Annotated in this window: 11 protein-coding genes; 5 read left to right on the forward strand and 6 right to left on the reverse strand. The window is 65.8% G+C overall.

The genetic code is table 11. The features are described from left to right. Positions 1-248: 248 nt before the first annotated feature. Together XaplCFBP3123_RS07190 and XaplCFBP3123_RS07195 are read right to left on the reverse strand one after the other, a co-directional pair. Positions 249-2054, reverse strand: coding sequence for a transmembrane repetitive protein (locus XaplCFBP3123_RS07190; protein ID WP_104533442.1), 1806 nt, complete (start codon positions 2052-2054; stop codon positions 249-251). A gap of 13 nt (positions 2055-2067) precedes the next feature. Further along, positions 2068-2667, reverse strand: coding sequence for an NfuA family Fe-S biogenesis protein (locus XaplCFBP3123_RS07195; protein WP_024938663.1), 600 nt, complete (start codon positions 2665-2667; stop codon positions 2068-2070). 89 nt (positions 2668-2756) lie between these two features. Between XaplCFBP3123_RS07195 and XaplCFBP3123_RS07200 the strand changes: the two genes are divergently transcribed. From XaplCFBP3123_RS07200 to zupT, 3 genes are all read left to right on the forward strand, one after another. After that, complete coding sequence (locus XaplCFBP3123_RS07200) at positions 2757-3113, forward strand: 4a-hydroxytetrahydrobiopterin dehydratase (protein ID WP_039815276.1); 357 nt, start codon at positions 2757-2759, stop codon at positions 3111-3113. Further along, positions 3110-3532 (forward strand): energy transducer TonB, encoded by a 423-nt coding sequence (locus XaplCFBP3123_RS07205; RefSeq protein ID WP_104533443.1) that lies wholly within the window; start codon positions 3110-3112, stop codon positions 3530-3532. Before XaplCFBP3123_RS07200 ends, XaplCFBP3123_RS07205 begins: the two co-directional genes overlap by 4 nt. 283 nt (positions 3533-3815) lie before the next feature. Then, positions 3816-4634, forward strand: a complete 819-nt coding sequence (gene zupT / locus XaplCFBP3123_RS07210; RefSeq protein ID WP_104533444.1) for a zinc transporter ZupT — start codon at positions 3816-3818, stop codon at positions 4632-4634. Positions 4635-4832: 198 nt separating this feature from the next. Here the strand turns inward: zupT and XaplCFBP3123_RS07215 are convergent, their stop codons facing one another. After that, positions 4833-5819 carry an RluA family pseudouridine synthase gene (locus XaplCFBP3123_RS07215; protein ID WP_104533445.1) on the reverse strand — a complete coding sequence of 329 codons (987 nt, stop codon included), beginning with the start codon at positions 5817-5819 and terminating at the stop codon, positions 4833-4835. A 410-nt stretch (positions 5820-6229) separates the two neighbouring features. On the opposite strand from XaplCFBP3123_RS07215, the gene XaplCFBP3123_RS07220 reads away from it, so the two are divergent. After that, positions 6230-9967: an Rne/Rng family ribonuclease gene (locus XaplCFBP3123_RS07220; RefSeq protein ID WP_104533446.1), complete on the forward strand. Its 3738-nt coding sequence runs from the start codon at positions 6230-6232 to the stop codon at positions 9965-9967. A gap of 341 nt (positions 9968-10308) precedes the next feature. On the opposite strand, the gene XaplCFBP3123_RS07225 is transcribed toward XaplCFBP3123_RS07220, so the two are convergent. The 3 genes from XaplCFBP3123_RS07225 to XaplCFBP3123_RS07235 all read right to left on the reverse strand — a co-directional run bounded on the left by XaplCFBP3123_RS07225 (position 10309) and on the right by XaplCFBP3123_RS07235 (position 12325). Next, the gene (locus XaplCFBP3123_RS07225; protein ID WP_104533447.1) at positions 10309-10956 is read right to left on the reverse strand and encodes a response regulator; all 648 of its coding nucleotides are present in this window, start codon (positions 10954-10956) and stop codon (positions 10309-10311) included. 206 nt (positions 10957-11162) lie between these two features. Beyond that, entirely contained in the window at positions 11163-11924 is a 762-nt protein-coding gene (locus XaplCFBP3123_RS07230) for a sulfurtransferase (RefSeq protein WP_104533448.1), read from the reverse strand. Between the two features lie 35 nt (positions 11925-11959). Beyond that, the gene (locus XaplCFBP3123_RS07235) at positions 11960-12325 is read right to left on the reverse strand and encodes a DUF6164 family protein (RefSeq protein ID WP_039514436.1); all 366 of its coding nucleotides are present in this window, start codon (positions 12323-12325) and stop codon (positions 11960-11962) included. A gap of 61 nt (positions 12326-12386) precedes the next feature. Between XaplCFBP3123_RS07235 and XaplCFBP3123_RS07240 the strand changes: the two genes are divergently transcribed. Next, the gene (locus tag XaplCFBP3123_RS07240; RefSeq protein ID WP_172453139.1) at positions 12387-12818 is read left to right on the forward strand and encodes an FKBP-type peptidyl-prolyl cis-trans isomerase; all 432 of its coding nucleotides are present in this window, start codon (positions 12387-12389) and stop codon (positions 12816-12818) included. Positions 12819-12825: the final 7 nt, after the last annotated feature.

Below are 12825 nucleotides of genomic sequence, written 5' to 3' on the forward strand. Positions count from 1 at the left end.
TGCGCTCGGCCACCGGCGCAGAGACCAAGAGACAGTGTGAGTTGCCGAAGTTCCCCAGTTTCAGCAAATCCATGTCCGACCGTCCGTCATTCTTAACCGAGCCGGTCTATGCCGGCTTCGAGCTCACGTGGTGTGCGGCGAAGTCGAGTTGAAGTCGAGTTGATGCAAAAGCTTCCGGCCGGTGACCATCCAGCCCCGACATTTATTTCGCATAATGTATATTATGTCAGGAAAAGTTTGGCGACCAACTACCTTACAACCCCGTTGTCTTCCTGCAACTCCCTTTTGAACGGCACATCCGGCGGTGGTCTGGCGGTTGCCGGTTGATCGTTGAGATTCGGGTCGCTCAGGCCGCAGCCACCGCCGAACTGCAGCAACGACACCACGCAGCTGATCTTGGTGGTCGTTCCCGGGATCGGGATCTCGATCTTCTTCAGGCCGCGCCGCACCCATTCCTGCAGCAGCGACTGGTTCGGCATCCAGTACTTGTCCAGCGAGGTCGGCGTGTAGCCGTACGGCGGACGTTTGAGCCAGGTGCCGCCCTGGGCGATCTGGTCGCGGGTCCAGGTATCGGTTTCGCTGCCCGGCGGCCCGCGGTCACCAGCACCGTTGCCGGCATCGCCGGCTCCGGCGGCGACGTGAACGCTGCCGTCTGCGTTGAACATGCCATTGCGCGTTCCGTTGGCGCCAGTTGCTTCGCCGCTACGGCGACGGTCGGATTTGCTCCAGTCGTCCGCATTGGTCGCAACATCCCAGCCGCCGCTGCGGTCTGCTGGTGCCGGGCCGGCATTGCTGGTCGCCGGCCTGGTTGCGGATGAGGCTGCCGTCGTAGTGCCGGACTGCGCCGATCGCGCCGAATTCGCCTGTGCCTGATTGGGCTGAGTGGAGGCCGTCGATGGCTGGGGTGCTGCAACCACCGAGGTGGACGCTGTCGGCGCCGGGGTCGCTGGCGTAGGTTGGGCTGACGCGGCCGGTATCGGCTGGGGCGCCGGGTCCGGCACGCTTGGCAGCTCTGCTGTTCGAATGGCGACATCGGGCATGCGAACCGTCGGTGTGATCTCGCGGCTGCGCACGGACGGCGCAACGACCTGGGGCTGGTCCGGCACGACGATTTCCCGCTCGCGCACCGTTGGCGCGTTGGCAGCGCGCACCGCGACGGTTGCTGCGGGACGCCGCAATTCGCGCAGTTGCGGCTGTTCGGTCACGGTCTGGATATCGCGCTGACGCACCTCGATCTGCGGCTCGGCCGGCGCGACCGGACGCGGAGCTATCGCGATTGTGGGCGGTGGCGGCACGACGAAGTCGTTCGTGGCCACCGGTGTTTCGGTGACCTGCAGTGGCGACTCGATCGTCACCGGCGGCACCTGCACGGTGACGCGTGGTACCTCCGGCGCCACCGCCTCGCTGGCAGCAGCCGCCACCGGTTCCGGCGCGATGTCTTGGGCCTGGGCAGTGCTTGAAGGAAGATCGGCAGACTCAATCGGCACGGGCTTCGATGGCGCTGCGCTTGGTGCGCTCGGCTTACCGGTCGCAGCGGTCGCACTGGACTGCGACGCTGAAGCCGCATCGCCGGAGACAGCCTGTGCAGCGTCAGCAGGCTGCCCTTGCCCACCGCCCTGCTCCGCCGCTCCGTCGCCGATGAAGGTCATGCGCACCCGCGATTCGTCGCCGGTCTTGGTGTCATCCGGCGCCCAGCGCACCATAACGACCCAGATGAGCAGTGCGATGAAGCCAAGATGGATCAACAGGCTGCCGAGCAGCGCCAGCCAGTGTTGCGGCCGTTGGTCTCTCGGTCGCGGCTCCCAGTGCTGCCACCACAGGCTGCGAAATGCCTGAAACGGCGACAACACCAACGCCATGCCAGTGCCTGCCGACGCCGCTGGCCGCACCAGCAGCACGTCCATCACCTGGTCGCCGTTGAACGAAGCAGCTGGCCTGATGCGGCTGCTCATCCAGGTCGCCCAGCCATACGGCAGGCCGGTGCGCCGATCCAGAATAAGCTTGCCCGGCATGCGCGCGCGCAGCGCATCCAGCAGATCGGCGGCCGTGGTCACCGGTGGCGCGGAATCAGGCCGCGCTGTCGCGCGGGATATACGGTGCGTCGCCGGTGGCGTGGTCGGTCGCGTCGCGGACCGCAATCACGCCGGGCACGCGCCCCATCAAGGTCTTCTCGATGCCCTGCTTCAAAGTCACATCGGCCATGCCGCAGCCGTGGCAACCGCCGCCGAAGCGCAGCAGCACCACACCTTCCGCCGAGACCTCCTGCACCGCCACCCGGCCGCCATGCGATGCCAGCTGCGGGTTGATCTCGTTCTCCACCACCCAGCGCACGCGCTCCACCATCGACGCGGACTCGGCCGGCGCTTCGCCCTTGATCTTGGGCGCCTTGATGGTGAGCTGCTGGTTGCCGGTGGACTGGGTGACGTAGTCGATCTCGGCGCCATCCACCCAGGGCACGCTGGCGGCAACGATATACAAGGTGAAGCCGTCGCAGTCGATCGCCCATTCGTCGCCGCTCAGGTCCGCCGGTTCGGCGAACTCGAGCCGGGCGTCGGCGCGCGGGGTGCCCGCATCCACCGCGCTCAGGCGCACGCCCATGCCGGGCACGCCCTCGCGTTCGATGAGCTTGCGGAAATAGGTTTGGGCTTTGTCGGATATCTGGATCATGCGGGTTATTCTACCGCTCAATGCGCCTGCGCTCATGGAACACCGTGATCCTGAGTGAACGCGCTGTCCGCCATCCCTGCGAGACTGTCATGACCGATCTGATTCCCCTGGAACAGGCCCATTGCCTGCCGCGCAAGGGCAGCGACCACAAACTTGGCGAAGCGCGTCTGGCTGAACTGCTGCCGCAGGTGCCGGGCTGGGAGCTGGCCGAAGTGGGCACCGCGATCACCCGCACATTCCGCTTTGCCGACTATTACCGCACGCTGGCCTTCGTCAACGCGCTGGCCTGGATCGCCCACCGCGAAGACCACCACCCCGACCTGGGCGTGCATTACGACCGCGTGGTGGTGCGCTATTCCACCCACGACGTCGGCGGATTGAGCGAAAACGACTTCATCTGTGCGGCCAAGACCGCCCAGCTCTACGATCAAGGAGCCACCCCATGACCCTGTCTCGCCCTGCCCTCGCCGGCCTGTTCATTGCCGTCGGCATCAGCGGGTGTGGCAAGTCGTCGCAGCAGCCTGCCGCACCGGCGGTGGCACCGACCGAACTGGCCGCCTTGAAAACACCGCCGCCGGAATATTCCCCGCAGCTGGCCTGTGCCGGCATCGGCGGCACCTCCGTGCTCCGGGTCGTGGTCGGTGTCGAAGGCACCCCGACCGACGTCTCGGTAACGCAAAGCAGCGGTCAGCCGGTGCTGGACGAAGCCGCGCAAAAACGCGTACGCGAATGGAAATTCCGGGCCGCCACGCGCAATGGCCAGGCGGTGCCGCAGACGATCCAGGTGCCGGTGGCATTCAAGCCGCCGGTGCCGCGCCCGGACGAATGTTTTGCCATCGAAGAACGTGCGCGTCGAGGCGGTTGAGCCGCCGTTGATGCATTGCGCGAGGATGCGTGGCTGCGGCAATTCGCCGGTGCCAGCGCTCAGCATGCAACGCTGAGCACGGCGAACGACCTGCATCAGCGCCAGGTACCCGCGGTGCTCGCTCGGTGTCAGCGTGCACGCGCCATTGTTGTCGCGTCAGACACCACGTGTTCGTCATCCAGACATGGCCATCCTGCAGCCGCAGTGTGGTCATGCATCGTGCGCAGCAGCAGTCGCCACGCTCCCCGCAGAGTACGTTCTATTCCACGAGGTCGTGCGTCACATGCTCGAAGTGTCATCACACAATGTCTGGACCGCATTTGCGGTCACGCTTGCGGCGGGCCTGGCAACCGGACTCGGCAGCCTGATGGTCATGTTCTCCAAGAAGCCCAACCCGCGCCTGCTGGCATTCGGTCTGGCATTCGCCGGCGGTGCGATGGTGTACGTGTCGCTGTCGGAGATTCTCAACAAGTCGATCGCCTCGTTCTCCAACGCCTACAACGCAAAGCTCGGATTCACCTTCGGTACGCTGGCGTTTCTGGCCGGCATGCTGCTGATCATGGTGATCGACCGCCTGGTGCCCAACCCGCACCAGAGCCTGTCCAGCGACGATCCACTGTTCCGCGACGACAACCGTGCCTATATCCGCCGGGTCGGCCTGATGACGGCCATCGCCATCACCGCGCACAATTTCCCCGAAGGCCTGGCGACCTTCTTCGCCACGCTGGAAAGCCCTGCGGTCGGCATGCCGCTCGCGTTCGCCATCGCCATTCACAACATTCCCGAGGGCATCGCCATTGCGGTGCCGGTGTACTTCGCCACCCGCAACAAGTTCTACGCCTTTGGCGCCAGCCTGCTCAGCGGACTGGCCGAACCGATCGGCGCCGGCATCGGCTATCTGGCCTTGTCCAGTGTGCTGTCCGAAGTGGTGTTCGGCACGGTCTTCGGCCTGATTTCCGGGGTGATGGTGTTTCTGGCACTGGACGAATTGTTGCCGGCGGCCAAGCGCTACGCGCAGGGCCACGAGACGGTCTACGGCCTGGTGGCCGGCATGGGCACGCTGGCGATCAGTCTGGTGTTGTTCCGCTTCGCCACGCCCTAGCGCAACCTCCAACGACCACGCGGCGTGTGACAACGCGACCTGCCGATGCAATCGAAGGGGTCGGGATGCCAAGGGTTGCGTATCGCCGTTCCCATGACGAGAGTTGGTTTCGCTAGCGGCAGCGAACGGTATCGGCGCAGCCGCACATGGCCTGAACGCCATCGCACGCATCCGCGCTGATGTGGCTATCTTGCTGCCTCAGCGCCCCAGCCGGTCCAATGCCTCGGCCAGTTCCGGCGCCAGCGGCGCACTCAACACATAGGGTGTCTTGCCGGCATCCAGCGTGAATTCCAGCGAAGCGGCGTGCAGGAACAGGCGCTTCAGGCCGAGCTGCTCGCGCAGGCGCTTGTTGACCTCCGCCTCGCCGTACTTGTCGTCGCCGGCCACCGCGTGTCCCAGGTGCTGGGCGTGCACGCGGATCTGGTGGGTGCGGCCGGTTTCGATGCGGACTTCGCAATAGGAGTGCCCGCCGCGTCGCTCCAGCAGCTTGAAGTGGCTCAGCGAGGGCTTGCCGATCGCATTGACCTGCACATGCCGCTCGCCGCCCTGGCGCAGGCCGATGTGCAGCGGCGCATCGACCGTCATCACCCCGTCCGGCATGCGGCCGACCAGCAAGGTCAGATAGCGCTTGGTGATGCCACGGCCTTCGACACGGTCGTCCTCTCGCATCAGGGCCTGCATTTCGGTCAGCGCCGAGCGCTTCTTCGCCACGATCAGCAGGCCGGAGGTATCGCGGTCGAGCCGGTGCACCAGTTCCAGGGTCTGGTTCGGCCGCAGGGCACGGAGGGTTTCGATGGCGCCGAAGCTGATCCCGCTGCCGCCATGGCTGGCGACCCCGGACGGTTTGTTGAGCGCCAGCAGGCGCGCGTCCTCGAACACGATCGCCGCTTCCAGCCGCGCCAGGAACGATGACGGTGGCGCCGCCTTGTCGCCCTCTTCGGCAACGCGCACCGGCGGAATCCGCACTTCCTCGCCGCCCTCGAGCTTGCGCTCGGCCTTGGCCCGCCCGCCGTTCACCCGCACTTGGCCGCTGCGCACCAGCTTGTAGATCAGGCTGCGTGGTGCGCCCTTGAGCTGGCCGAGCAGGAAATTGTCCAGCCGCTGCCCAGCACGGTCTTCCGGAACTTTGAGAATGCGCACACCCACACGGTCGGGGGGCGGCTTGGGGGTCTGGGGGTCGGTCATCCGGCTCTTTATTCTGTTACACTCGGCGAGCGAGATAAGGGTTTGATTTCGTTGGAAGTTGATTGGCCAGAAGCCTGCCTTCCGATGAGTCCGGCACAGTGCGCGACCACCGCCCCCGGGGCGGCCATGTTAGCGGCTCACCGGCCTACCCGGCCATCGCCGGCGGTTTTTGACCGTTGCGCTGAACATGTCCCGTGCGCTGCCCCGGTCCGTCCGGACGCGGCTGCCGGCCCTGAAACACCTATAAAACTTAAGACAAGCGCTCCCGCGGCCTGCCGTGGTGTTGCAGCGCTGGAAACCCTGGTCAGGCCTGTCCGCGCGTTGCGCGAAGGGCCGACAAGCTGTTCCAGAGGCGAAACGTCACGGCGTTCCGCGCGGTAGAGCGCGAGAGGAACGCAACAATGAAGCGAATGCTGATCAACGCAACGCAGGCCGAAGAGCTGCGCGTGGCGATTGTGGACGGCCAGACCCTGTACGACATCGACATCGAACAGCCGTCCAAGGAACAAAAGAAGTCCAACATTTACAAGGGCCGTATCACCCGGCTCGAGCCCTCCCTGGAGGCGGCGTTCGTGGACTATGGCGCCGAGCGCCATGGCTTCCTGCCGCTGAAGGAAATCTCCCGCGACTATTTCCAGGCTGGCGTCGACCACAACAAGTCGACCATCCGCGAGTTGCTGCGCGAGGGTCAGGAAATCGTGGTGCAGGTCGACAAGGAAGAACGTGGCAACAAGGGCGCCGCCCTGACCACGTTCATCTCGCTGGCCGGCCGCTACATGGTGCTGATGCCCAACTCGCCGAGCGCTGGTGGCGTCTCGCGCCGGATCGAAGGCGAAGACCGCGCCGCGCTGAAGGAAGCGCTGGACAAGCTCGACATCCCCGACGACATGGGCGTGATCATCCGCACTGCCGGTGTCGGCCGTGACGCCGAAGAACTGCAGTGGGATCTGGACTACCTGCTGCAGACCTGGAAGGCGATCGCCGAGGCGGCGCTGAGCAAGCCGGCCGCGTTCCTGATCTACCAGGAATCGCGCCTGATCATCCGCGCCCTGCGCGACTACCTGCGTGCCGACATCGGCGAAATCCTGGTCGATACGCCGGAGCTGTATGCCGACGCCCAGGAGTTCATGCAGCAGGTGATGCCGCAGAGCCTGCGCAAGCTCAAGCACTACACCGACGACATTCCGCTGTTCAACCGCTTCCAGATCGAATCGCAGATCGAAGGCGCCTACGAGCGCAACGTGCGGCTGCCCTCGGGCGGCTCGATCGTGGTCGATCAGACCGAAGCGCTGACCGCCGTCGACGTGAACTCCTCGCGCGCCACCAAGGGCAGCGACATCGAAGAGACCGCCTTCCAGACCAATCTGGAAGCGGCCGAAGAAGTGGCCCGCCAGTTGCGCCTGCGCGACCTGGGGGGGCTGGTGGTGATCGACTTCATCGACATGGCCTCGACCAAGCATCAACGCGAAGTCGAAAACAAGCTGCAGAACGCGCTGAAGTACGACCGCGCTCGCGTGCAGCTGGGCCGCATCTCGCGTTTCGGCCTGATGGAAATGAGCCGCCAGCGCCTGCGTCCGAGCCTGGGCGAATCCAGCCAGATCGTGTGCCCGCGTTGCGACGGCCATGGCCGCATGCGCAGCGTCGAGTCGCTCTCGCTGTCGATCATCCGCGTGGCCGAAGAGCACGCCATGAAGGAAAACACCGGGCAGGTGCTGGTCCAGGCCCCGGTGGAGATCGCCAACTACCTGCTTAACGAGAAGCGCAGCGCGCTGCGTGAGATCGAGCAGCGCCACGAGTCGCCGATCATCATCGTCGCCGACGAACAACTGCACACCCCGCACTACGAGGTCACCCGCCTGCGTGAGAACGAGTTGGGCGAAGACAGCGGCAAGCCGAGCTACCAGCGCGGTACCCCGCGCAAGTTGCCGGTGCATGCGCTGACCAAGGCGCAGTTGAATATTCCGGCCGCGCCGGCAGTGACCTCGATCAAGCCGAGCCAGCCTGCTCCGCTGCGTGAAGAGGCCCCTGCCCCGGTTGCTGCTGCACCTGCACCTGCACCGGCTCCGGTCGCGGCACTGCCGCTTCCCGCGCCGGTGACCGGTGTAGTGGGCTGGCTGAAGCGCATCTTCGGTGGTGTCGAGCCGGTCGCGCCTGCGCCCGAGTCGACCCAGCGTCCGCGTCAGAACGATGCCGGCCGCGGCAGCCGCAACGAGCGTAGCGATCGCGGCGGCCAGCGTCGCGACGGCCGTGATGCCCGCAATGGTGGCAACGGCGGCAATCAGCACCGCAGCAATGGTGGCAATGGCAACGGCAATGGCTCCAACAAGGAGCGTCGTGATGAGCGTCGCCAGCCGGCAAATGGCCAGGCTGCGCAAAATGGTGGTCAAGCGCAGCAGGTGCAGGTGCCCAAGCCGCCGCGCAACGAGGCACAGCAGCCCAAGCAGCCGCAGCAGGCCCAGCAGCAGAAGCAGAAGCCGCAGAACCAGGCACCGCGCCCGCCACGTGCAGCTGCACAGCAGCAGGACGGCGCGCCGTCCGAGCGCCAGCAACGCCCTGCGCGCCAGGAAGAAGGCACTGCCTCGGCGCAGACGCTGACTTCCAAGGCCGCAACCGCAACCACTGCAACCGTGGTCGCAGCGATTGCCGAGACCGTAGCACCGGCAACGCAGGTGGCGGCGCATGCGGCTGCGCCGGCGCAGCCGGTCGAGGTCATCGTGACCGAGTCGCATGTCGATCGCGGCACCGACGCGAATGCGGAGGGTCAGGCACCGGAGGCAGCAGGCGATGACGCGGCAAATGGCGAAGGCGGCAGCCGTCGTCGTCGCGGTCGTCGCGGTGGCCGTCGTCGCCGTCGCGGCGCTGGCGCAAATGGTGAAGGCGGTAGCGGCGTCGATGGTCTGGAGACGGACGATCTGGACGGCGATGGCGAGGGCGATCTCGATGGCGACAACGAGAGCGACGATGCCGGTGCGCAGGTTCACACGTCGGCTGCCCCGCGCGCCGGCCAGCCGGAGTTCGACTTCGACGATGACGCGACCATGCCTGCGGTATCGGCACGCACCAAGGCGGAGTCCAGCACTCCGGCCGCAGTGAAGCCGCGCCCGGTACCGAAGGAACGGGCGGAAGCGCCGCTGGCGGCCGACACGACGTCGACCACGGCGCCGGTTTCCAACGCCACGCCGTCGTTCGAGCAGCAGGCTGCGACTCCTGCAGTCACCGCAGCCGAGCACGCACGTGGCGATGCATCGGCGGCCTCTCCGGCACCGGCTGCAACCGCATCGGCTAGCAACACGGCGCCGGCTGCATCGGCACCGGCACCGGCTGCGCAGGCTTCTGCCGTTGCACCGACCCCGCAAGCGCCTAAGGCTGCGGTTGTTGCGCAGGAATCGGCGACCTCGCCGGCTCAGGCTCCGGTTGCCGCTCCGTCCGCTGCCTCGACACCGATTGCCGCCTCGGTGCCAGTCGCGACGCTAGCCGCGGCTCCTGCAGCTCAGCCGGTCGAGCGTGCTGCTCCTTCGGCGGTGCGTTCGCCCGAGCCGGCTGTGCAGTCAACGCCGGTGCCGTCGGCATCCGCCGACGCTGCAGCGCCTGCGGTTGCTCGGCAGGAACAGACAGCACCGGTTGCAGCCGCGGCAGCAACGCAAGCGGAGTCGATGAAAACCGACGCAGCGCCGGCAGCCGTCAGTGTGCCAAAGCCGGTCGCTGCTGCGCCTTCCAGCGTGCAGGCGGACGTCGTGACATCCGAGCCGCCGCATGCCGAGCCGTCAACGGCGGCAAGCCCGGCAGCCGATGTTGCTGCGACGTCCACCGCAACCGTGCCGCAGACCTCGCCGTCTGCCGACGCTGCGCCGGCACGCAAGTCGTACGCGCCGGTGCAGACCACGCTGCTTGATGCATTGGCTCCGGCCGACGCAACAGCCGCGACCGCGCTACCGCCACAGGCCGAAACACAGGTGCCGTACAAGGCGCCCGAGCGGCCGGCAGCGGTCGCGCCCGTGTTGCCTGCAGACGCCAACGAGCAGACTGCCGACAAGCCGAAGCCGACGGTCGTCGTGTCCGAGGCAGCGAAGCCGGCAGATGCGTCGCGCAATGGCGATGACGCACAGGAGCAGCAAGACGACACCAACAAGCCGCGTAGCGATCACTGATCGTTTCCCAGCCGGTTGAACATGCCTGAGTGAATCCAGGCATGTAATGTCAGACGAGGCGGCCTTCGGGCCGCCTTGTTTTTGCGTGCGGCATTGTCATGCCGATACTGGATCACCAGGCGGCACAGGGTCGCAACGAAACAATCGCAGCACTCGCAGTCGCGCTTGTTGTCCCAGGCACTGTTTCCCGCCGCATCACTGAATGCCGGAGCGAATACGCACAGTCGTGTGCACGCAGGAGTGCCGCTCCTGGGCAGAACAGCGTCCCGTCTGTTGTCAAAGGCGCTTTGTGCAGCAGCATCTGACTGCCGCATCCGCAAGATCGGACCCGCGGGCTCGGCTTACAGGGTGCGCGCCGGATCGGTCAGGCCGTACTGATTGGCCAGACGCGCAAGGGCGATGTTGTCCTGGATGCCGACCTTCTCGAACAGGCGCGCCTTGTGCGTGTTGATGGTCTTGGCACTGAGGTTCAGGCGCTTGGCGATGTCTTCCTGGCGCAGGCCCTGGGTCAGCAACAGGGCGACCTCCAGTTCGCGCGGCGATAGCGCGTCGAACGGCGAGCTGCCCCCTTCCAGGTTGGACAGGGCCAGGTTCTGCGCAATGGTATTGCCGAGATAGCGCCGGCCCAGTGCGACTTCGCGCACTGCACGCAGCAGTTCCTGCGCATCGCCGCCCTTGCCGACATACCCCGATGCGCCTGCTTCGAGCAGACGCTTGGGCAGTGGACCGTCTTCCAGCACCGACACGATGATGACCCGAGTGCCATAATCGCCCTTGACGATGCGCTCGGTGATTTCCAGGCCGCTGACACCGGGCAGGTGCAGATCGCACAGCACGATCTCGGGCTTGAGCTGACGAATTTGCGGCAAGGCCGCTTCCCCGCTCTCCGCTTCTCCCACCACATCGATGTCCATTTCCTTGGACAGGATCATCTTCATGCCGGTACGCACGAGTGCATGATCGTCGATCAGAAAAACTCTGATGGTCATCCTTGTTGTCCTCGCTGTGCGGCTGGCTGGTGCAGCCTATCTCCGTGAATAATTCAGGGCAAGCTCGATGCGACGTATTACGCTTGAGTCAGAGCCCAAAGCGTCCCGCCGCGCGTCATGGTAGACATTGGATGCACTATCGCGGCGTGATCGGATGATGCGAGCGCCCCCAATACGTGAATATCGGGCAATTCACTCGCGCTCGGTCAGATTTTTCCTGCTTCGGTGCTGCGCTCGACGTCAACCAGGGGGCGCAATTGCGTATCGAGTGCCACGCGTTCGTCGAACACGAAGCAGCGACCGTCATAGCCCTCGCCACCAACCTCTTCGAAATAGCCGAGGATGCCGCCTTCGAGCTGCAGCACGTTGTCCATGCCGTCGGCCTGCATCCAAAGCGCGGCTTTTTCGCAACGAATGCCGCCGGTGCAGAAGCTGACCACGGTGGCGTCGGCCAACGCAGCGCGATGCGGTTCCAGCGCAGCTGGCAAGTCGGTGAACTTGTCGATGGGCAGCGTCAGCGCTCCCTGGAACGTGCCGTACGCCACTTCCTGGGTATTACGCGTGTCCAGCAGCACCAACGGGCGGCCACGATCGTCGTGCCCTTCCCGCATCCACGTGCGCAGCGTGGCGGGCGTCACCGCCAGCGCACGGCCCTGCAGCGGCGAGGCATCGTCGCGGCGGAAGCTGATGATCTCAGGCTTGACCTTCACCTTGAGCCGCGCAAACGGCTCCAACGTGCTCAGGCTGTACTTGATGCGCATCTGCGTAAAGCGCGCATCGGCCTGCAGCCACGCGTAGAACGCGCCGACCTTTTCGGCTTCGCCGGCCAGAAACAGGTTGATCCCCTCTTCGGCCACCAGCACCGATCCCTTCAAGGCCTGCTGCTCGGCGTGCGCCAGGACGCTGTCGGCGAGCGTCTGCGGATCCTGGATGGTGACGAAGTGGTAGGCAGCGGTATTGGTGATCATGCGGCCATTTTAAGCCGATGCGGCCGCAGGTGCGATCAGCCGCGCAACAACAGGAACGGCAGCAGGACCAGCGAGGCGACAACCAGCATGCCGATCAACGTGGCGATCACGAACAACGGCCGCTTGCGCAGCAGCGCGCCGAAGGTTTCGGCCGTGCCGGCAGCGAGCGCATCCTGGCGCTGCGCACGCGCCACGGCGCCGCGCTGGGCCTGATACGCATCCATCAGCGCCTTGGCGCGCGGGTAATCGGCATCGTCACTGAGCCAGATGCCGCCGGCGGAAATGCCCCAATTGCTGGGCCGGGTTTCGTAGATCTGCACCAGATGCTCACGCATCAGCGCCCGCACCTCGTCGGCTTCGTCATCGGGAACATTGCGCAGATTGAGCAGCAGCTTGGCCATGGGCGCGATGATACCGGGAGCCAGGTGCGATAATGACGCACTCCCTTTGCTGGACCATCCCATGCGCCTTCTGTTGACGCTTTGTGCTGCCCTGCTGCTCGCGGGCTGTGCGCCTGCCCTGCCGCCGTCCGGCGGCACCATCGCCACGTTCGAGCGGATCGACCGCAACGTCGGCACCGGTGCCGAAGCCACACCGGGCGCGATGGTCACCGTGCACTACACCGGCTGGCTGTACGACGAGAAAGCCGCCGACAAGCATGGCAAGAAGTTCGACAGCTCGCTCGACCGCGCCGAGCCGTTCCAGTTCGTGCTGGGCGGCCATCAGGTGATCCGCGGCTGGGACGAGGGCGTGGCCGGCATGCGTGTGGGCGGCAAGCGCACCCTGATGATTCCGCCCGAGTACGGCTATGGCGACAACGGCGCAGGCGGGGTGATCCCGCCCGGCGCGTCGCTGGTGTTCGATGTGGAATTGCTTGGCGTGCAGCCGCGCTGAAGGCCTG

Source organism: Xanthomonas arboricola pv. populi (genome assembly GCF_002939945.1).
Lineage (GTDB): Bacteria > Pseudomonadota > Gammaproteobacteria > Xanthomonadales > Xanthomonadaceae > Xanthomonas > Xanthomonas arboricola_A.